Genomic DNA, 20,586 nt, shown 5'->3' on the forward strand with positions numbered 1-20,586 from the left:
GCTCGTTATTCCTCGCGTCGCGGACCCCTCGTAGTCTCCCCACGCGGGGGAACTTTTCCCCCACGTCTCCCTCGGTTCAATTCCCTCCTTCACACTGAAGGTTCGTATCCGTCGCCATCAATCCGATAAGACGATAAAGAGGCGACGGCTCAACCGAAGGTTGGTTTGGCGGAGAGGGAGGGATTTGAACCCTCGGTAGAGGTTTTAGCCCCTACAGCGGTTTAGCAAACCGCCGCCTTCGGCCACTCGGCCACCTCTCCTCCGAGACTGCCGATTGTACGCGGGTTCCCGGTCTGGTCGAGATCGACTCAATGACACGGATTGCCGGCGAGCGAGGCGTGATCATACCTCAGGCGAGTGGGAGGTACAAGCGTCTTGGCCGGTTCGCTGTTCCGGCTCGTCTGTTGCGAAGAATTCCGTCACTCGCCGGCCTGTATTTGCCTCAATCAGGCGGCCGAGCCTCAGTACGTCATGCGACCCAGCGAGGACGCGGGCCCGGCGGGCCGGGATCCTCCCGCCGGCGAGGCTTGTCGGGCCACAGGAATGGCGGAAGCTGAACGGGAATGGACGTCGGATCCGAGTCGTTTGCGGCTGAGGGGAACCGCGTATCGCAGTTCGCTGCCGCCCGGCCGGAGCACGCCGCTGACGGCCAGCATCTGAAGGGCGATCCGCATCTGGCGGCGGCGGGCCAATCGCTGCTTGATCGATCGAACCGGAGTGAGGAACAGGCTCACGGTCATTCCTCCTGGGTGCGGGTGAAAGTCACATCCACAAGATACGTCCAAGATCTTCGTCGATGCCTCTCGGGCGATGGCATTGCGTGCAGCGGGCGAACAACTTTCCCGGCTGCGCGGGGAGATCGCTCCGGAGCACGAGTTGATAGGTGCGGCTTCCGCAACATGGACAGGCCTTGCCTCGCAGTTCCCGTCGTATCGCGCCGATCTTGCCCGGTTGTTTTTGCATGAGCATCCTCCCTGACATTGCCGATGGTGTCGTCACGGCGATGGAGAGATATTGCGGCAGCGCGGGACCGTTGAACATACCTTGGAGGTAGGTGAAGCAGGACTAAAGAAGGGATCGGCGTCCGACGGCTTGATGCAGAAAGAGCAAGGGAGCCATACGGGGCGAAGGCAGGTCCTTCAGGAGGGAGCAAAGACCTCTTGCTGCTTCAGGGTGGGCATACCGAAGCAGGCACCTTCGCCCTCTCCATTTAAGCAACCTGGATTGAGCGGCGGCAAGATAGTAAAAAACCTAGGCAACCTAGCCTTTGGACCCTGGATTCTCTCCGGACTCTCCAGCTAGTCGATGAGGACGGTGAAAAGGAAAGATGTCGGATCATCAATGAGATAGAGGCGAAGCGTCTCCCCCCGATGTTGCTATTCTTCTTGGGCCTCGCTATAAGAGGCCCAACGTTCACCGGGAGGAGCGACTATGAACGGAAACATCCTCATGCTGTGTTCCGTCGGATTGTTGGTATCGACCGGATGCGTCAGTTCGGGAACCCATGATCAGACACTGGCTGAGCTGGATCAAGCGCGCAAGGCTTCGGCAAAAACGACGGCCGACTTCGATGCTTTCAAGAAGGAATCCGACGCGAAGATCTCGGCGCTGGAGGCGGACAAGACGAAGCTATCGGACGAACTGCTTCACTCGCAAAGCGCTGGTTCTCAGCTCAAGCGAGATCTCGATCAAACGAAGGGCAGCCTGGATTCGACCCTGGCCAGCCGGAGCGAGCTTGAAAACGATGTCAGGAAGATCCGCGCAGAAACGACGGGGATGGAGCGGTTGAACGGGGAGCTGCGGAGGGAACGGGATCTGCTGCAGGGCAAGCTCAACGATCTGCAGCATGACCATGACGCGACCAAGCAGGATCTGGAGAACAAGCTGAAGGCCGAGCAGGAGACCGTTGCGTCGCTGCAACGCGACAAAGATATGCTGATCGCACGGGCCACGGGGGCCACCGATGAACTGGCCAAGGCCCAGAAACACATGGGAGAGTTGGAAGTGGACGCCGCGCGCGCCAAGGATCTGGACAAGCAGCTTGCCGATCTGCAGAAGCGCGCAGGCGATCTGGAAGGCCAGGCGAGCCGCGCCAAGGATCTGGATCAACAGCTTGCCGATCTGCAGAAGCGCGCAGGCGATCTGGAAGGCCAGGCGAGCCGTGTCAAGGATCTGGACAAGCAGCTCTCCGATCTGCAAAAGCACGCGGGCGATCTAGAAAGCCAGGCGAGCCGCGCGAAGGATCTGGATCAACAGCTTGCCGACCTGCAGAAGCGTGCAGGTGATTTGGAAGGTCAGGCCGGCCGAGCCAAGGATCTTGAACAACGGTTGTCCGAACGGGATATTGAGGTGGGGCGGCTGACGCAGGGCGGTGAAGCCTTGGCTGCGGAAAAGGATGCGCTGGCCGCGGAAAAGGCAAGACTCGAGAAGGAACGGGTCGCGAAGGAAGCAGAAATTCAGCGGCTGACGAAGACGCAGGAGGATTTGACCAAGTCCCTGCAGGCGCAAATCGACAGGGGCGACATCAAGATCAAACAAGTCCGCGACCGGTTGACCATCAACATGGTCGAAAAAGTGCTGTTCAATTCTGGTCAGGCGCAGGTGAAGCCAGAGGGATTGAAGGTGTTGAAGCAGGTGGCGGACGTGTTGAAGGACGTCCACGATAAGGAGATCAGGATTGAAGGCCATACGGACAACGTCCGGATCGGCGGAAAGCTCAAGGAGAAGTTCCCGACCAATTGGGAGCTGTCCACGGCTCGGGCGACCAACGTCGTCCGCTATTTCATCGAGCAGGGTGGGGTCGGCGCGGAAAACTTCGAGGCCGTCGGTTTTGCGGATACCAGGCCGGTGGCGGACAATGCCGCTGAGGAAGGGCGCACGGAAAACCGTCGGATCGAGATCGTGCTCTTCCCGAAAAACCTGAGCGCGATCGCCGGCGATATCAAACCCTAGTGTTGCGTCCCAGAAGTTCGCTCGTGGTGAGCCCTTCGACTGGCTCAGGACAGGCCTGTCGAACCATGACCCGAACTCCTTGAACGTGGGCGTCCTTCCACCGGCTCAGGGCGAACGGAGTATTAGCGGAACTTACGGGACACTTCACTGGCAGGCTGGTGAAAACATTTTGGGACACACGAAACCCAGACTTGCACAGGATCGAGAATGGAATTGGAACAGCCCGCAAGATGGAGGGGTGACGGAGCGGCCGAACGTGCCGGTCTTGAAAACCGGAGACCTCGCAAGGGGTCCGCGAGTTCAAATCTCGCCCCCTCCGCCAAATATTCCAGCTACGTGGGAGTTCTGAGTCGGAGTTCTTGGTAGTGGCTCAGTTGGCCATCAGAACCACTGAGGTGTGTCATTCCCGCGGAAGCGGAAATCCAGTCAAGGCCGTCTCATCAGTATGAAGTCTTGATCGAGGAGTGGATGCCAGCTGGAGCCTGCCCTCGACACCGATCGAGGGCGGGCATGACGCAAGAGGAAACTGACCCACTACGCCGCTTCTTCCCTGTGGCTCTTCTAACTGAGCCAATTTCTTACGCCCTTCAGTGAAATCCGCTTCACCCACGACAGTGTATCGCCGATAGGCGAATTCTGCCTTCTGCTGTCCTTCCTAAATCCCTGGCGAATTGTCGAAGAGACCTGATGTGAGGATCAGCTGGGAAGACGAGGATCGAACCTAAACGGAACGGCACTGGTCCAGGTTATCTGGGAAAAGTTGGGGTGAGAAGGATTGAGGAGATAATTCCACTCGTGGTCTATCACGACTGATGGAACCTTTAACACGGGGGATTTACCGTTGTGAGCCCACGTCGTGCCGCACTCCTGTAAGGTCACAGGGATCATTGTATCCTTCCAATTACCCGGCAAATCGGAAGGAAAGATCGTTTCTATCGCAAGGCCGTCTGGAATCGTTGCTTGCACGCTGATCAGCGAGTCAGGAAGCATGTCCGAGTCAACATGAACAAGGTATTCGAGGACCGCGAGCGAAAGTGTGCCGGAGGTATAGACGACTCGTGTTCCGGGTCTATTCCAACGTCCTCCATACCGTCTCGCTCCCTCTCCGTCTGGGGCAACATGCTTCTTGAGCGTGAGGCGCCAGACGACCACTTAACCTATGACACCGTGGTCGATACGTCCCAACATCGATTCAACGACTTGGGTGCCTGTGTCGGTATCAAGCAGATCTATTGGAGCAGCGGTGCGTTGTAAAAGGTGATTGGGTCTCGTGAGCCACGCTGAAGCCTTTTCGTCCGTGCCGAAAACCTGAGTGGCGTACGCCAGAATCCTGGCTACTCGTGACAAACGATCCGACTCTTGTGCGTTAAGGCGTTGCTCTTCCTTGCGCCGAGCCATCGTCCTAGCAGGGACGCTCAGGATCTTCATAATGACGTGTGTATCAAGATGATATTTTGCTTGAATCGCTTCGAGCGACTTATAGGGGAGTCCTCTGTGAATAATCGCACGAACCTCTTCCATCGAATGGACTTGACGCTTGAAAATCGTGGTTCCACCTAATGTTCTAAATAGTTCTTCTGCCTGCGTCATGACCCAATCCCTCTGTCAGCATATGGCGTGATTGTATTGCCATATGGCACTGCAGTCAAGGGCTCCTCATCTCTGACAACTTCGCTTTCAGTTGACAGATCCGGGACCTGCGCTACGCTCTGTCAGTATGTTCAGACTCGCGTCCAAAGGTACCGGGGTGAGGAATTGGCGACTATTGGGAAGCGGGGTGGTGTGCCCCCGTTGTGCGTCTCCTGCCTGCTATCGCTCCAGCCGTCAGCACTGGCGGGACTTCTTCCGCCGACTGTTCGGCCTGTTCCCGTGGCGCTGCAAGACCTGTAATCAGCGCTTTTATACCGACCACCGATCGCGAGAGGCCGACGAGGATCTGCCCGCTGCCTGAGCTCCTGCCGGATCATTCTTCACCAAGCAGTTTTCTCATCCAGCGCCGCCATGGTTCACAAGGATGCGGTGATGGTGTGAGAAAAAGCTAAGAGGTGATGCGTTCCAAGCCCCCCATATAGGGTCTCAAAACCGGAGGAATCAGCACCGAGCCGTCCGGCTGCTGGTACTGTTCCATGATGGCGACCACCGTACGGCCGACTGCGAGGCCCGAGCCGTTGAGCGTATGCACGAAGTCGGTTTTGGCGTCCTTCTTTCCGGCGGCGCTCTTGAACCGAATGCCCGCGCGCCTCGCCTGAAACCCTTCGAAGTTGCTGCAGGAGGAAATTTCTCGGAACTGATTCTGTGACGGGAGCCAGACTTCAAGGTCATAGGTCTTGGCGGAGGAGAATCCCATGTCACCGCTGCAGAGCAGCATCACGCGATAATGGAGTCCGAGCTGCTGCAGTACGGTTTCCGCGTGGCCGGTGAGCCGCTCCAACTCCGCAGCGGACTCCTGAGGCATCGTGAAGGCGACAAGCTCCACCTTGTTGAATTGATGCAGACGGATGAGGCCTTTCGTGTCTTTGCCGTACGACCCGGCCTCGCGCCGAAAACAGGGCGTGTAGGCCGTGTACCGGATCGGCAACAGCCCCTCGTTGAGCACTTCGTCCCGGTGCAGATTGGTGAGCGGCACCTCCGCCGTCGGAATCAGAAAATAGTCTTCTTCGGAAAGGCGGAACAGATCTTCTTCAAACTTGGGTAGTTGTCCGGTGCCGGTCATCGCCGACCGGTTGACCATGAAGGGAGGGAGTACCTCGCGATAGTCGTGTTGGGTCGTGTGCAAGTCGAGCATGAAGTTGATCAATGCCCGCTCCAGCCTGGCTCCCGCTCCCGTGAGGACGGCGAACCGTGCGCCGGCGATCTTGGCCGCGCGCTCGAAATCGAGTATGCCGAGCGCTTCGCCGAGTTCCCAGTGACTGTGCGGGCGAGCGGCGAATGAGGGAGGCGAGCCTATCCGGCGGACCTCGACGTTGTCCGCCGCGTCCTTGCCCGCCGGCACAGTGGAATGGGGAAGGTTGGGAATACGCAGGGCCAAGTCGCTCAATGCGTCCTCGACCTGTCGCAAATCCGTTTCGCCCCGGCTGATCCGTTCGCCGACGGCCTTCATGGACGCGATGGCTGCGTCTACCGGCTGCTTGGCTCGTTTGAGTTGCGCAACCTCGTCGGAGCCTTTCTTGAGCTCATGACGGAGCTGTTCCACGTCGATGGTGAGAGTCCGTCGCTCGTCGATGAGTTTTTTGAGGCTGTCCCATTGGACGTCGGCCCCTCGCGCGCCGAGCTGTACGCGGATATCGTCGAGTTGATCGCGAAGGAGACGTAGATCGTGCATGGAATGGAGGAGTCCCGCGGTCGAGAGGAATCTAGCATCGAGGTCGATGGGAGTCAATCAACGCATCCCCAACGTACCCGTGCAACGCGTCTGTTTGGTCGGTGCGTGCCATGTCCGTCGTGGTCCGCTCAGGTTGACAGCACATGCCGCGGAAGGCGACGATAGCGCATGCGCGCCATGTCCAATCCTCCCAATCCGTTCGAATCCCGGCATCGGGAATATCTCGAGCCCGCGCCTCCCAGCCGGCTTCAAATGTACGACGATGCCACCAGAGAGATTCTCAGCCGAAACGACAGCCCGGACCTGTCGTTTCGGTGGAGCCTCAATCCGTATCGGGGTTGTTTCCATGCCTGCGCCTACTGCTATGCGCGGCCGACTCACGAGTATTGGGGCTTCGGCGCCGGGACCGATTTCGAATCCAAGATCGTCATCAAACGGGATGCGCCGCGTCTGCTTCGACGGACGTTCGACAAACGATCCTGGAGCGGGGAGGTGATCGTCTTTTCCGGGAACACCGACTGCTATCAGCCGGCGGAAGCGTCGTTCGAACTGACCCGGGCCTGTCTGGAGGTCTGCGCGGAATATCGGAATCCCGTCGGCATCATTACGAAAGGCATTCTGGTGCTCCGCGATCTGGACGTGCTCGAACGGCTGCGGCGTGACGCTTGGGTGCGGGTCTATTTCAGCATCCCGTTCGCGGACGATGCTGTAGCCCGCCAGATGGAGCCGCACGCGCCGTCCAGCCGCAAGCGATTCGAGGCCATGGCTGCGCTGAGGGACGCCGGCATCTCCACGGGTATCTCGGTGTCTCCGATTATTCCGGGCCTGAACGACCAAGACATTCCGGAGTTGCTCGCGCGGGCCGGAGCGGCTGGGGCTACGGAGGCGATGTTGACGCTGCTGCGTTTGTCGGGGCCGGTCGAGGAGGTGTTCCTCCAAAGAATCGGCGAGGCTTTTCCGGATCGCAGGGCGAAGATCGTGCGCCGTATTCAGGAGGTTCGTGCGGGGGCGATGACCGACGGCGCATATTTCAGCCGTCACCGCGGCACGGGGACCTACTGGAGCATGGTGGAACAATTGTTCGCGGTGGCCAAGCGGAAGGCGGGATTCTCCTCGCTCGACCATGAGACCGTGCCGCAGACGTTTCGTCGCCCCGAGGGGGCGCAAGCTGTGTTATTTTAGTTCGTCGCGTTCATCAATAAGGAGCCGGTATGAAGCACAACGAATCCTTTCTGCGATTGGTGGAGAGCGCGCGCCGCCGGGTGAAAGAATGCACGGTGGCCGAGGCCAAGGGACGGCTGGACCGTGGTGAGGTGGCGCACTTCATCGACGTGCGGGAAGACAACGAATTTCGGCAGACGCATGCGAAAGGGGCCCGCCATCTCGGCAAAGGCATCATCGAGCGCGACATCGAATCGGTTGTGCCGGACAAGGGCGCCTCGATCATTCTCTATTGCGGCGGAGGGTTCCGCTCGATACTGGCCGCGGACGCCCTTGCGCAGATGGGCTATTCGAACGTGATCTCGATGGACGGCGGGATCAAGGCTTGGAAGGAAGCGGGCTATCCGATGGCGCCGTAACGGGACCTCCGAACCGGCGGTCCCGCCACGCGCCGCCGAGAATTACTTGGGGTTGACCCGGTCGAATTCCTTGATCACCTGCTCGGTGATGTCGATCGTGTCCTTGTTGTAGATCACGATCTTGACGGTTTGCTCGCTGCCCTTATCGACGATCAGGGAGAAGCCGCCCTTCTCCGCGACCGTTTGGGTCGCGGCGGCGATCTTCTTCATGTATTCTTCAACGAGCTGCTTCTGCTTGCCCTGCAGTTCCTGATTAAATTCCTGCGCGCGCTTCTGGTAATCCTGAATCTTGCTTCGGAACTGCGCTTCTTTTTCCTTCTTTTCCGCCTCGCTGAGCTTCGAGGCCGATTCCTTCAGCGTCTTTTCCGTGTTCCGCAATTCCTCTTCGTCGCGAGACAGCAATTTCTGGCGCGTCGACACGTATTCCTTGAGCCCATCCAGCGCGCGCCGGCCCGCCTTGGATTTCTCCAGCACGCTCTGGGGATCGATGACGCCCATCTTGAACGCTTCGGCCGCCTGCGCGGGTGGCGAGGCAAGACAGAGCAGAGCCGCGGCACAGAACGACAGCATCGACTGCCGCGCGAGAGTGGTCGGTCTATACATAGGGAGAACTCCTTGATGGTGAGAAGTCGGTGACGAATTCAACTGGCGAGAATAGCGGGGCCGCCGGACGCTGTCAAGGGAGCGACGGGCTAGACGAAATAGCGGCTGGTGTCGAATTTGTACTCGGTATTGTCGACCAGTCGCAGGATGCGGTTCGGGTAGGCGCCGGTGTTGTCCTGAAGGTTCAAATCCAGGTCCGGACCGTCCTCTTTGAGGTTGCCCTGGGCATCGGCGATGACTTTAACGAGCGGCCGCTCGGCGTTGGCCTTGTCCGCGGGCGGTTTCATGACCACGGCCAACTCGTCGGACTCCAGCATCACCAGACTGCCGATCGGGATGATGCCCACGCAGTTGACGAACAGTTTCAGCAGGACCGGATCGAACGATTGCCCGCTCTTGTTGAACATGAACTTCAAGACGTTCGCCGGCGACATCGGCTCTCGTCGATAAACCCGCGAGGACGTCATCGCGTCGTAACAGTCGGCGATCGTGACGATGCGGCTGGAGAGACTTTGCGTCCAGGGCACCGCCAGTTTCGGGTAACCGGAAAAATCGAAGTTCATGTGATGTTCGAACGACGTCGAAGCCATGCGGGCCGGGACGTTGCCTAGGCCTCGCAGCTGAATGAGCGTCAGCACGCCCTCCGTGGGGTGCGTCCGCATGATGTCCCACTCTTCCTTGGTGAATTCACCGGGTTTGTTCAGCACGTCGAGCGAGATCGCGCATTTGCCGACGTCGTGAAAGAGGGCGGCCATGCCGAGATCGGCCAGTTCGGCTTTCGGATACCCCGCACGGTTGCCCAGGGCCATGGAGAGCAGGGCCACGTTGACGGAGTGGTTGTGGGTATATTGGTCGTGGCAGCGAAGATTGGTGAGGCCGAGCAGGGTCGATTCGTCGTGCATCATGAGGTCGACGATGTTCTGGATCGCCCGCTTGGCTTGCTTGAAGTTGAGCGTTCCCCCGTCGCGCGCAGATTGCGACAGGTGTCCCAGCGCCCCCCCCGCTTTCCCGTATGCCGATTTGGCGTTGGCTTTGCGCTGCTCCTTCTGTTCAGCTTCCGAGGGGGCGGCCCCGGTCGTACCGGCATCTTCCTTGAGGACAAGCTCGCGAGGGTCCTCGATCTCGATGCTCGCGATGCCGAGCTGCTTGAGTTCCTGCCGAAAGTCCTCGACGGTCTTGGCCGCCGGATCGAGCGTGACGAACAAATGGGCGAATTCTCTGAGATCCTTGGAGGTGACCGAAGCGGTGAACGTAAATCCGCCGATCCTCCATTTGTTCATCGCGTCGATGACGCTGGCGACCACCGTCATCTGCTGGGCGTTGACTTTGAGGTGGCTGTCACCCAGAAACAAGAAGTCGTTTTGGAGCCGGAGCGTCACGGGTTGATCGTGCGTCAACGTGTGGACGATCGTCAGCATCGCCTCGACCGGCTTGTCCAGCGCCGAGTTCGTGCGGCCGTGAATGCGGGAGGTCTTGATCAACGTGTTCAGTTGGGTGATGAGCTGGAAGCCCAGCATCACCATCTGCTGGTCGAGGATGTCCCCGGCTTCCGATCCCTGCGCGATCTTGTGCGAGAGAGATTTCTCGTGGGTCAGGAACGGCTGCAGTTGATCGTTCGAGGCTTGCGCGTCGGCAGGTCTGGGATCGCTCACGACGGAATGCTCCTCACGAGGCGGCCGCCATCGGCGGTTTGCCGCGGTGCTTGTTGATGTGGGCCAGCGCCATGGTGCAGGCCTGCCGCACGGTGGTGGCCCCCTTCTTCTGACCGAGTTCCAAGGCGGCGACGGCGGCCGGGGTGCCGAGTTTGCCCATGGCCTCCGCGGCCAAGAGCGCCAGTTCCTCCTTTTTCTTCCGATTCGCGAAATGCCATTCCGTGAAGAGCTGTGACCAATGAGGGATCGCTTCGTCGCCGCACGTGGCGCGGATCGCGTGGTAGATGAGCCGGCGTTCGCTCAACGCACGCTCCATGAACTCCTCGGAGGACACAATCGGAGACCAGAGCGAAAACGGAGCCGTGTATTGACCCGACATGAGGAGCTTGAAGGCGGTCACTCGGACGCTTTCATCGGCGTCCGTGGCAAAGGTCACCAGTTTTGCGCCGTTTCCGTTCGGACGGAATACGCTCATGGCTCTGATGACTTCCTTGCGTACCTGCGGGTCGGGGTATCGCACCAGCTTATCGATCGATTCGATGAAACGCGGATTGTTCAGCTTGATGAGGATCGTGATCAGGTTTCGCACGTAGCCGGGCCGGCGGTCTGAGAGGCCGCGCAGCAGCGGCTCAGGATGGTTCTTGGCGAGCGTCAGCAAGACTTCGGCGACGATGGCCTGGTGGGCCTGCGATTCCAGCGCCGCCATCAACCCGCAGATTCCCTGGACGGCATCCGGCTTCATCAGGAGCAGGATCGTCGACAAACCTTCAGTATCGGCTCCCGTCGTCCTGTTCAAATACGATTCGATCGCCTTCAGTCGTTCCGGCTGGCCCAGCCCGCTGAAGAGGGCCGCCAGCTGAGCCTTATGCTCCTCGCTGAGGTCCGGCCGGACCGCCCCGGTTTCGTGAAGCACGCCCAAGACGTTCTCCAGGATGGTCCACCTTCCCTGCCCCAGCAGGGAGTCCACGACGTTGCCCCAGAGCCCGATGAGTTTTGTCAGCAATGCCGGGGATTTTTCCGAAGCCATGATGGCGGTGGCCATGTCCAGGACATAGAGCGTGGCGTCCCGCTTCGTTTCCGCGTCGATTTCCTTGGCCAACGCCGCGAGTTCCTCATCGGTGACTTCGTAACCGATGAGGTTGGACTTGAAGAGCCTCCTGCCGGTTTCGGCGCCGGCCGTCGCGCCGCCGGTCGCCGGGCTCGACTCCCGCGACGTGGTGCGGGCTCGTTCCCGGTCCAGCAACTCCCGCAACGTGGACTCGGACGACATGCCCGTGTCGAGAACCAGAAAGCCTTCGTGGCCGCCGGACGCCTTGGCCACCTCTTCCGCCGTCACCAGCGTGACCGTGGAGAGATTCTGGGACCACAGGCGTGTGACGATGTCGTCGTCCTCTGCCCCCGGTTCGTCGCCTCCCCAGAGGGAATCGAGAAAGTAGCTGAGTTCCTCCTGGGTCAGGCCTTGCAAGAGCGCGACTTCACGAACGCCGTCCGCATACAGTTTGAAGGCCATGCTCTCGCCGCCGCTGTCGGATTCCGGCTGGTAGACGATCTGGTCCCGGCACAGCAACGCCGAGCGTTGGACGAGGAAGGTCAGCTTGGCGTAACTGGAGAGGTGCGCGGAAATTTCTTCAAACAATTGTTGGGAAAATTTTTGGGCGACAGGATTGCTCGCCCCGTAGGTTCGGTTCGATTTGGCGGTCTTGTCCAGGAGTTTGAGAACGCGTTTGAGGGAGCCGATTTCGGGATCGTCCGAGGCCTTGGAGGCCATGGCCGCCGCCATCATTTCTTGCGCTCTTTGGAGATCGGACATATTCAGTACACCTATCCGTCATCCAGGCATTCGTCAAGAAAATCACTGTTCTTTTCCCGAGATTGCGCCGTGATCCGTCCGAGGTTGCGGTCGGGTTTGAGGAGCGGTAGACTCCGCCGGCGGAGGTCGGCATGGTGCGGCACATCATCTGCTTCGGAGATAGTCTGACGGCCGGCTTTCAATCGCCGACTCCCTCCCATCCGACCGGACGAGACACGCCGTACGGAGATTTTCTCCAGGAATGGCTGGGCGCGTCGAGTCTGGTCCGCGTGAGCGGTCACTGCGGAGAACTGACCAGCGAAATGGCCATGCGGTTTCGGCAAGATGTCCTGTCGCACCGTCCGGACTATGTGGTGATCCTCGGCGGCACCAACGACCTCGGGTGGAACGCCCAGCCGTCGGACATCATGGAGAACCTGCTCAAGATGTACGAACTTTCGCGCGCCGAGCGGGTGATTCCGGTGCCGGTCACGGTGCCGTCGATTCGGATCGCGGACGAGGGAGGCGCGCCGGCCGCCGCCTGGATCGAAGACCATCTGCAGCGGCGCCGGCAGCTGAACGAGTTGATCCGCGCGTATGCCGAGTCCAAAAAGCTCGCCGCGGTCGATCTGTTCGCCGCCACCGCGGAGCCCGAAACGGGACGGCTCGCGGCTCCCTACTCGAACGACGGGCTCCATCTGACGACGGCGGGATATCGACGGTTCGCGGAACTGCTGTTCGATCAGATCTTCGAGCCGGTCTGTCCGGGCGCGCCGGGGCGCGGAGCATGATCGACGAGGTCACGGATCGAACGTTCGATCACCTGGTAGAAGGCTCGCCGGTGCCCGTGCTGGTGGAGTTCTGGAAACCCGGCTGCGGAGGCTGTCGGGCCCTGCTGTGCCGGCTCGTCGAAGTCCAGGCTGAAACGGCGGGAAGGCTGCTCGTCGTCAAGATAAACGTGGAGGAGAACTACCAGATTCCGGCCGAGTTGGAGATCTCGTCGCTTCCGGCGCTGGCACTCTATCGCGGGGGTCGATTCGATCGATTTATCGGAGGGATCGGCACGAAGGAGGAAATTCTGAAGCAAGTGCTGAGTGCTGGGTACTGAGTGAAGCGTCTAGGCTGTCCGCCGGAACTCAGCACTCAGCACTGAGGACTCCGGCTCAAAGCGTGCGCCAGAGTCGTCCGTCTTCCTGGATCAGTCGGTCCGCTTCGACCGGTCCCCAGGTACCGGCCTGGTACTCCGGGAGCCAACGGGACCCTTGCTGTTGCCAACCCTCTAAGATGGTGGTGATCCAAGCCCAGGACGCTTCGACCGCATCGCGCCGCATGAACCGCGAGGCATCCCCCGTCATGACGTCGAGCAGTAACCGTTCGTAGGCTTCCGGCGAGGCTTGCCCGAACACTTCGCCGTACCGAAAGTCCATTTCTACGGGAAGGGTCTGCGCTCTTGTGCCCGGCACCCGTGAGACGATGCGGAGCGACAACCCTTCCTCCGGTTGAATCCGAAGCGCCAACACGTTCGGCGGCTGGGGGTGCCGCGCGTTGGCGTTGAACAGGATTTGAGGGATTTCCTTGAACTGGACCGCGACCTCGCTGGCCCGCAAGGGAAGCGCCTTGCCGGTCCGTAGATAAAACGGCACGCCGGACCAGCGCCAATTCTCGACAAAGCACTTGATGGCGACATAGGTTTCCGTCGTGCTGTTCGGATCGACCCCGTTCTCGCGGCGATAGCCCGGCACCGGCCGGCTGTGAATCGTTCCAGGCGCATACTGCGCGCGGACCGTGCAGCGCTCAAGGTCCTTGCCGACGATCGGGCGCAGGCAGCGGAGCACCTCCATCTTGGCGTTCCGGACCACGTCCGGATCGAGCGAGTACGGGGGTTCCATCGCGACCAAACAGAGCAGTTGCAGAATGTGGTTCTGCACCATGTCGCGCAAGGCTCCGGCTTCCTCATAGTAGGTGGCCCGAGAGCCGACTCCCTCCGTCTCACTGACCGTGATCTGCACATGGTCGATGTACTTGTGGTTCCAGATCGGCTCGAAAATGCTGTTGGCGAACCGCACGACCATGAGATTCTGCACGGTCTCCTTGCCGAGGTAGTGGTCGATCCGGAAGATCTGGGATTCGTCGAACACGCGGCCGGTCACGGCGTTGATCTCTTTGGCCGAGTTAAGGTCGCGACCCACCGGCTTCTCCACGATGATGCGGGAGTAGGGAGAGGACGGAGATGGAGGAGTGGCCAGCCCGGCTTGATCGAGCCCTTCGCAGACCGGCGTGAACGAACTGGGGGGGATGCTCAGGTAGAAGATGCGGTTTCCCGGCAGGCCGAACGTCTTTTCAAGTTCCTCGGCGCGCCGCTTCAGCTCGGTGAAAGTGTTGGGCGCTTCGTTCTCTCCGGCCAGATAGAAAAGGTGTTCGGCGAATGCCGCCCACTTCGCTTCGTCCAGGGCCTGCCGCGAAAATTTCGCGACTCCCTCCCGCAGCGATGCTCGGTATTCCTCGTCCGACATGGTCCGGCGGCCGAGCCCCAACACCGCAAACTTGGCCGGCAGCAGCCCGTCGAGGAGCAGATTGTACAAGGCCGGAATCAGCCGCCGCCGAGCCAGGTCTCCCGATCCGCCGAAGATGATCAGCGTGCAGGGGTCGGCGGGCGGCAGACTTTCCGGGTCCGGCTTGACGTCGAGTTTCTTGGCGACGGGTGGCATGGCGGGAATCACTTACCGTTTGACCGCGTGTCCGCCGAATGCGTTGCGCAGGGCCGCCAGCATCTTCTCGGCAAACGAGTCTTCCTGGCGGGATCGAAACCGGGTGAAGAGCGCGGCGGTCAGCGTCGGAACCGGCACCGCCTTTTCGACCGCATCCGCGATCATCCATCGCCCTTCGCCCGAATCCTGCACGAAGCCCTTGAGGTGTTCCAACTTGGGGTCTTCCTTGAGGGCTCCGGCGGCCAGCTCCAACAGCCAGGATCGGACGACGCTCCCTTGCATCCACAGGTCGGCAATGCGGGCCAGGTCCAGACGATAGTCGCTCTTCGACATCAGTTCGAACCCCTCGGCGTACCCCTGCATCATGCTGTACTCGATGCCGTTGTGCACCATTTTCACGTAATGGCCTGCGCCCGGGGCGCCCATGTGCGCCCATCCGTTCTCGGGGGCGAGCGTCGTGAAGATGGGCGCGAGGCGCTTGACCGCCGGTTCTTCTCCTCCCACCATCAAGCAGTATCCCACCTTTAGGCCCCACACACCGCCGCTGGTTCCGGCATCCACGTAGGCGATCCTCTTGCGCTTGAGTTCGTCGGCTCGGCGGACGTCGTCATGGAAGTGCGTATTGCCGCCGTCGATGATGGTGTCACCCGGTTTCAGGAGCGTTCCGAGCGTCTGGACCGTCTCCTCAGTCGCCGTCCCGGACGGCACCATGCACCAGACCGCTCTCGGCGCGTTCAATTGGGCGGCGAGGTCGGCGAGTGAGGCGGTGCCGATGCAGCCCTGCGCGGCGGCCTGGCCGACCAGATCGGCCGAACGATCATAAACGACCACCCGGTGTTGATCGCGGCGGAGACGGGTCACCATGTTCATCCCCATCTTGCCGAGTCCGATGAATCCCAGCTCCATGATCCTCTCCTTGTCGTGCCCGGGAGCGGTCGTCGAAGATCCGCTGCCCTGTCTGCCGCGCGGAGGTCCGCGTGGCTCGGTTAGTCGATTCTGGCGGGGTTCGGCACCTCCCGGAACAGCAGATCCGCCAAGTCGCGGCCGAAATTCAACCGCTCCGGAAGAGTGCTCGCGGTCAGAAATCGTCCGACCAACTCGCCCAAGGCTTGGTCGCGGGACGCGATGAAGCGCACCAGGTCGGCGGGGGCGGTCAACCACAGGCCCTTCAGACGGAAAAAGGCGTTCGTGCAGTCGTCGAAGAACATCATCATGAGATAGTTGGCCGTCGTCGGCTTGTCCGCCAGATCCTGAGCCTTGCCCAGCCAGTGCAGGCATTGCGCTTTCAGGCGAATCTGCTCGTTGACGCTGGCGGGGGGCGGTCCCTGGCGGAATCGCTGGTTCGCCCGCTCGATCAACTTGGCGCCGATCGCGTCATGGTCGAACAAGATCCGCCCCTTGCGCAGCAGGGGCGGTAGACGGGGCGAATAGGACAGTTCGTCTTCCAGCTCGCGATGCCCGTGATACCGGATGTCCGCCAACCGAGCCGCAACCCGCACGATCTCGTGCGCGTCGGCCTGGCCCTTCACCAGCGCGATCAGGTCGATGTCGCTGTGCGCGGTGACGGAGCGCCGAGCGCCGGAGCCGACCAGGATGACGCTGACCAGATCGCCTCCTCGGCGTCCCTTTGCGTGACGCAGCGCCAGTTGCACGAGTTCTTCGAAGCCCGGCTCGTTGACCGCCTCCGGCTGCTCGGGCGGTTCCGGAACAGCCAGGAGTTCAGCTTGCAACTCTTCACGGCTCGGCAGCGCCTTGGTTTGGTCGATGTCCATCACGTACGGGCCTCGCTTACTTTATGATCGCTGGGCTTGGAGAATTCGCGCTTCGAGCGACGCAAGCCAAAGCTCAAACGGCTCGTCCGCGTCGACCACGATCTCCAGCTTTCCGTTCGCCAGGCGCCGTACGAGACCGGGCTGTTCAGGGGAGAGAGGAATTTCCACCCATTCGCGATTCAACCCGAGACGGTCGGTCAATTCGAGAATTCGGCTGATTTGGGCGAATGAAACGGCCTGCAACGGCGACATGCGTCCTTTCGTCACGCATTCTAGTTTTGGATGGCGGCACTGTCAATGCGCGGCGGTCATCCGAGGACCCGAGCGAAGATGTCGGCCGCGTGGTCGATCGCCTCCGTCGGGACGTCGAGATGGGTGACGGCGCGGAAACTCGTTCCGCCGATTGCGTTGATCAACACGCCTTCCTGCTTGAGGGCTGCGACAAGCGCGGCGGGCTCGAGCCGGTGACCCGCGACCTCGAAGATGATGATATTCGTCTCGACGTGCTGCGGGCTGATCGCGACGGTGGGGATCTGCTGCAGCCGTCTGGCGAGACGTTTGGCGTTGTCGTGATCCGTCTTCAACCGCGCGACATGGTGCTCCAGCGCATAGAGTCCGGCCGCCGCGAGCACGCCCGCTTGACGCATGGCGCCTCCGTACATTCTCCTGAATCGGCGGGCTCGGTCCATGAGGGCGAGGTCGTTGCTTGCGAGCAACGAGCCGGCCGGCGCGCCCAACCCCTTCGATAGGCAGACCGAGACGGTTTCGAAATGCTGGGCGTAGGATGCGGCCGGGAGCGTGGTCGCCGTCACCGCGTTGAACAACCGCGCTCCGTCCAGGTGCATCGGGATACGGCGGTCGGCGGCGACGGCTCTGATTCGTTCGATCGTCGAGAGCGGATAGATCGTGCCGCCGCCGCTGTTGTGCGTGTTTTCGATGCAGATCAACGCGGTCCGCACGGTGTGGGGATCGGTCGGCCTGATCGCCGCTTCGACTTGTTCGGCGCCCATGAGGCCGCGTTCTCCGGGGATGCAGTGCAGCTGCACGCCCGAGAGCGCGGCGGCCGCGCCTTGTTCATACCGTACGATGTGCGCCTTGCTCTCCGCGATGACTTCCTGGCCCGGCTGCGTGTGCACGCGGATGGCCAACTGGTTGGCCATGGTGCCGGAGGGAACGAAGAGGGCCGCCTTTTTCCCGAGCAGGGCCGCGACGGTGTCCTGAAGTTTGTTGACGCTCGGGTCTTCCCCGTAGACGTCGTCGCCGACGTCGGCCTGCGCCATAGCCTTTCGCATGGCTGGGGTCGGTTTCGTCACCGTGTCGCTGCGAAGGTCGATCACCGTCATCCCCGAGTGCATACCACAGCGGGAGGCGGGAGAAAAGTCCCGGGCCGGCGGGCTTCCGGGGATTTTCCGCTTGCACCCATCAAGCGTGCCCGTCAGGATGCCGCCCTGTGACGCGCGTGCGCTCGACCATTCTAGCCGTGACCGGGGCGGAGCCCGACGAGGTCGTGCCGGTGGCCTGGTCGTTTCTCTATTTTTTCTGCCTGCTGTGCGGCTACTACATTCTCCGTCCGGTGCGGGACGAGATGGCCATCGAAGGCGGCGTGCAGCATCTTCCCTGGATGATGACCGCCACCTTTGTCGCCCTGCTGACGGTGACGCCGCTGTTCGGTTATCTCTCGGCCCGCGTGCCGCGCCATCAGCTGCTCCTGAGCGTCTATACGTTTTTCGGCGCCAATCTCGTCGGATTTTTTCTGCTCATGGCGAGCCACACGGCGCCGGCCTGGGTGGCGCGCATGTTCTTCGTCTGGCTGTCCGTCTTCAACCTGTTCGTCGTGTCGGTATTTTGGAGCTTCATGGCCGATCTCTTCACGCCCGCCCAGGGGGCTCGGCTGTTCGCGGTGATCGCCGCCGGAGGAAGCACGGGCGCCATCTGCGGACCGATCCTGGCGGCGACCGTCACGTACGTGGCGCCCATTCCGTGGCTGATGCTGGTGTCGACGGGATTTCTCGCCGCCTGCGGGCTCTGTATCCACCGCCTGCACGAATGGGCTTTTGCTCGGCCGGAGGCCGAGGACGCGCGAGCCGGACATCCGCTTGGAGGCGGTATGTGGGAGGGAGTCCGGCTCGTCGTCTCGTCACGCTATTTGTTGGGGATCTGTCTTTATCTGTTTTGCCTCACGACGACGGCGACCTTCCTGTACCTGGAACAGGCGCGGTTGGTCAGCGAGCAGATCCCGTCGTCCGAGAGCCGGACCAGACTCTTTGCGACGATCGATCTCTCGGTCAACGCCATCACGTTCCTGACGCAACTCTTCATCACCGGCCAGCTGATCGGGCGATTGGGATTGGCCGCAGCGTTGGTCGCTCTGCCCCTGGCCAGCGCCGCGGGATTTGCGCTGATCGGGACGGCGCCGCTTCTGGTGCTCTATGCGCTCTTTACGGTCGTCCGCCGCGTGGGGGAATATGCCGTCTCGAAACCGGCCCGCGAGGTGCTCTTTACCGTCGTAACCCGAGAAGAAAAGTACAAAGCGAAGAACTTCATCGACACGGCGGTCTCCCGCGGCGGGGACGCCGTCACCGGATGGGTGGTGAACGGAGTGAAGGCGCTCGGGATCTCGGCCGCGCAGATCTCGTGGATGCTGGTTCCGATCGCCTGCTGCTGGGCCTGGTTGGGATGGTCGCTCGCGCGACAGGAAGAACGCAGACGGCAGGTCGGAATTGTCAAGGAAGGGACGATCGGGTGATGGTTTACTGTCCGAAAAATCGCGTGCTATAGTTCGGCGGCGCGCGGTGAGATTTTAGGATACGAAGGAGGTCAAATGCCTGAAGTTCCAGTTAAGATTTATGTCGATAAGCTATTGAAAGAAATTAGAAAGCTTTCGTCTCCCGTGGCCTTACTGGCGGGGCCGATCAAAGATCGGGCTCTTCGAGCCATGGCCGAGCGAATCGAGGCGGATGCGGACGCGATCCTTGCCGCCAACGATCAGGACGTCGATGCGTTGGGGAAATCTTTTGAAGGCGAGTCGAACAAAGATCGCCTCAAGGCGGCGGTCGCACGGGTGCGTATCCAGGCCGACGACATCAAGGAGATGGTGGAGCGACTCCGGAGGATCGCGGATGGCCCCGATCCCGTCGGAGCGGTGACCGCTCGGTGGGAACAGCCGGACGGGCTCCAAGTATCCCGCGTACGCGTTCCCATCGGGGTGATCGGCGTGATTTCGGAACGGAAGCCGCTGGTGACCGTCGAATCCATCGCGCTCTGTCTCAAGGCCGGCAACCCCTGCATTTTCCGCGGAGCGCCGGAGTGGGCCCTGACGCATCAGGTCATCGGTAAAGCGTTGCGGGAAGCGGCGGAGCAGCAAGGCGTGCCGGCCGGCGCGTGGGTGCTGGTCGAGCGCCAGGAGAAAGAGGTGGCGGTCGAACTGATCCGGGCGGGCAAGCATCTCGATGCGATCATTCCGCGAGGCGGCCCGGGCCTGCGCAAGGCGGTGCTCGAGGGAGCCAGAATGCCGATACTGTGTCACGACGGGGGCTTGAACCATCTGTACGTCGATGCCGACACCGACATTCCGATGGCGCAGAACATCGTCGTCAATTCCAAGGCGCAGCTGGCCGGCGCGCCGAATGCCCTCGATACATTGCTCGTGCAGCAGGTGGTGGGCCGGCAATTTTTAGCGGCGCTCATCAACCGGTTGCTTGATGAGTTCAAGATCGAAGTCCGGGGCTGCCCGAAGACGATCGCGCTGATGGGACAGATGGCCATGAGCGGACACACGTCCATCAAGCCGGCCGCGGAGGAAGACTGGACGACGCAGTTCGAACGGCCTCTGCTGGCCGTGAAGATGGTGACCGGCTTGGATGAAGCTCTGCAGCACATCGCCCAGCACGGCCCGGTTCTGACCGCCGTCATCGCCACCACCAATTACGTGTCCGCAATGAGATTTACGCGGGAGGTCGACGCGGCCTCGGTGATGGTCAATGCCTCGTCGCGGCTGAACGCCGGCGACGGCTTCGGTCTTGGCGCGGACATCGGTCTCAGTGCATCGCGGCTCCATGCGAAGGGACCGATCGGACTTGATCAGTTGACCTGTGAAAAGTATGTGGCATTCGGCAGCGGTCAGTTGCGCCTGCCTCACCCGGTGCCTGAAACCTATTTTGACGCCATCATGCTCAAACGGCCTTAAGCCTCATGAAGCGTGGGACGTG

19 protein-coding genes and 2 tRNA genes are annotated in these 20,586 nt (G+C 61.1%); 8 read left to right on the top strand and 13 right to left on the bottom strand.

The features are described 5' to 3' along the window. Positions 1–166: 166 nt before the first annotated feature. The 3 genes from P0111_07630 to P0111_07640 all read right to left on the bottom strand — a co-directional run bounded on the left by P0111_07630 (position 167) and on the right by P0111_07640 (position 963). Positions 167–260: transfer RNA gene (locus P0111_07630), tRNA-Ser, on the bottom strand. A 201-nt stretch (positions 261–461) separates the two neighbouring features. After that, positions 462–734: a hypothetical protein gene (locus P0111_07635; protein MDF0643887.1), complete on the bottom strand. Its 273-nt coding sequence runs from the start codon at positions 732–734 to the stop codon at positions 462–464. A 28-nt stretch (positions 735–762) separates the two neighbouring features. Then, the gene (locus P0111_07640; GenBank protein MDF0643888.1) at positions 763–963 is read right to left on the bottom strand and encodes a hypothetical protein; all 201 of its coding nucleotides are present in this window, start codon (positions 961–963) and stop codon (positions 763–765) included. 468 nt (positions 964–1,431) lie between these two features. On the opposite strand from P0111_07640, the gene P0111_07645 reads away from it, so the two are divergent. Further along, positions 1,432–2,952 (top strand): OmpA family protein, encoded by a 1,521-nt coding sequence (locus P0111_07645; GenBank protein MDF0643889.1) that lies wholly within the window; start codon positions 1,432–1,434, stop codon positions 2,950–2,952. A gap of 232 nt (positions 2,953–3,184) precedes the next feature. Then, positions 3,185–3,274, top strand: a tRNA-Ser gene (locus P0111_07650). A gap of 830 nt (positions 3,275–4,104) precedes the next feature. Here P0111_07650 and P0111_07655 read toward each other — a convergent pair. Together P0111_07655 and serS are read right to left on the bottom strand one after the other, a co-directional pair. Then, a complete protein-coding gene (locus P0111_07655; GenBank protein MDF0643890.1) occupies positions 4,105–4,542 on the bottom strand; it encodes a DUF2384 domain-containing protein in 438 nt (145 codons plus the stop codon). A gap of 448 nt (positions 4,543–4,990) precedes the next feature. Next, positions 4,991–6,331, bottom strand: coding sequence for a serine--tRNA ligase (gene serS / locus P0111_07660; protein ID MDF0643891.1), 1,341 nt, complete (start codon positions 6,329–6,331; stop codon positions 4,991–4,993). A gap of 111 nt (positions 6,332–6,442) precedes the next feature. On the opposite strand from serS, the gene P0111_07665 reads away from it, so the two are divergent. Continuing rightward, positions 6,443–7,456 (top strand): PA0069 family radical SAM protein, encoded by a 1,014-nt coding sequence (locus P0111_07665; GenBank protein ID MDF0643892.1) that lies wholly within the window; start codon positions 6,443–6,445, stop codon positions 7,454–7,456. A 29-nt stretch (positions 7,457–7,485) separates the two neighbouring features. Further along, a complete protein-coding gene (locus P0111_07670; protein ID MDF0643893.1) occupies positions 7,486–7,854 on the top strand; it encodes a rhodanese-like domain-containing protein in 369 nt (122 codons plus the stop codon). A gap of 42 nt (positions 7,855–7,896) precedes the next feature. Here the strand turns inward: P0111_07670 and P0111_07675 are convergent, their stop codons facing one another. From P0111_07675 to P0111_07685, 3 genes are all read right to left on the bottom strand, one after another. Next, on the bottom strand, positions 7,897–8,457 hold the full coding sequence (locus P0111_07675; protein MDF0643894.1) for an OmpH family outer membrane protein: 561 nt from the start codon (positions 8,455–8,457) through the stop codon (positions 7,897–7,899). A gap of 89 nt (positions 8,458–8,546) precedes the next feature. After that, positions 8,547–10,109 carry an HD-GYP domain-containing protein gene (locus P0111_07680; GenBank protein MDF0643895.1) on the bottom strand — a complete coding sequence of 521 codons (1,563 nt, stop codon included), beginning with the start codon at positions 10,107–10,109 and terminating at the stop codon, positions 8,547–8,549. A 13-nt stretch (positions 10,110–10,122) separates the two neighbouring features. Further along, positions 10,123–11,919 carry a HEAT repeat domain-containing protein gene (locus P0111_07685; GenBank protein MDF0643896.1) on the bottom strand — a complete coding sequence of 599 codons (1,797 nt, stop codon included), beginning with the start codon at positions 11,917–11,919 and terminating at the stop codon, positions 10,123–10,125. 131 nt (positions 11,920–12,050) lie between these two features. Between P0111_07685 and P0111_07690 the strand changes: the two genes are divergently transcribed. After that, positions 12,051–12,689, top strand: a complete 639-nt coding sequence (locus P0111_07690; GenBank protein MDF0643897.1) for a GDSL-type esterase/lipase family protein — start codon at positions 12,051–12,053, stop codon at positions 12,687–12,689. After that, positions 12,686–13,006, top strand: coding sequence for a thioredoxin domain-containing protein (locus tag P0111_07695; protein MDF0643898.1), 321 nt, complete (start codon positions 12,686–12,688; stop codon positions 13,004–13,006). The genes P0111_07690 and P0111_07695 overlap by 4 nt, the downstream gene beginning before the upstream one ends. Positions 13,007–13,061: 55 nt before the next feature. On the opposite strand, the gene zwf is transcribed toward P0111_07695, so the two are convergent. From zwf to ltaE, 5 genes are all read right to left on the bottom strand, one after another. Continuing rightward, positions 13,062–14,606 carry a glucose-6-phosphate dehydrogenase gene (gene zwf / locus P0111_07700; GenBank protein ID MDF0643899.1) on the bottom strand — a complete coding sequence of 515 codons (1,545 nt, stop codon included), beginning with the start codon at positions 14,604–14,606 and terminating at the stop codon, positions 13,062–13,064. Between the two features lie 12 nt (positions 14,607–14,618). After that, positions 14,619–15,512 (bottom strand): decarboxylating 6-phosphogluconate dehydrogenase, encoded by an 894-nt coding sequence (gnd, locus tag P0111_07705; GenBank protein ID MDF0643900.1) that lies wholly within the window; start codon positions 15,510–15,512, stop codon positions 14,619–14,621. Positions 15,513–15,592: 80 nt separating this feature from the next. Beyond that, a complete protein-coding gene (locus P0111_07710) occupies positions 15,593–16,381 on the bottom strand; it encodes a hypothetical protein (protein ID MDF0643901.1) in 789 nt (262 codons plus the stop codon). 18 nt (positions 16,382–16,399) lie between these two features. Then, entirely contained in the window at positions 16,400–16,630 is a 231-nt protein-coding gene (locus P0111_07715) for a hypothetical protein (GenBank protein MDF0643902.1), read from the bottom strand. 56 nt (positions 16,631–16,686) lie between these two features. Then, positions 16,687–17,721 (bottom strand): low-specificity L-threonine aldolase, encoded by a 1,035-nt coding sequence (gene ltaE / locus P0111_07720; protein MDF0643903.1) that lies wholly within the window; start codon positions 17,719–17,721, stop codon positions 16,687–16,689. Positions 17,722–17,828: 107 nt separating this feature from the next. Between ltaE and P0111_07725 the strand changes: the two genes are divergently transcribed. Then, on the top strand, positions 17,829–19,124 hold the full coding sequence (locus P0111_07725; GenBank protein MDF0643904.1) for an MFS transporter: 1,296 nt from the start codon (positions 17,829–17,831) through the stop codon (positions 19,122–19,124). A 75-nt stretch (positions 19,125–19,199) separates the two neighbouring features. Further along, positions 19,200–20,564 (top strand): glutamate-5-semialdehyde dehydrogenase, encoded by a 1,365-nt coding sequence (locus P0111_07730; protein ID MDF0643905.1) that lies wholly within the window; start codon positions 19,200–19,202, stop codon positions 20,562–20,564. Positions 20,565–20,586 lie beyond the last annotated feature (22 nt).

Source organism: Nitrospira sp. (assembly GCA_029194535.1).
GTDB lineage: Bacteria > Nitrospirota > Nitrospiria > Nitrospirales > Nitrospiraceae > Nitrospira_C.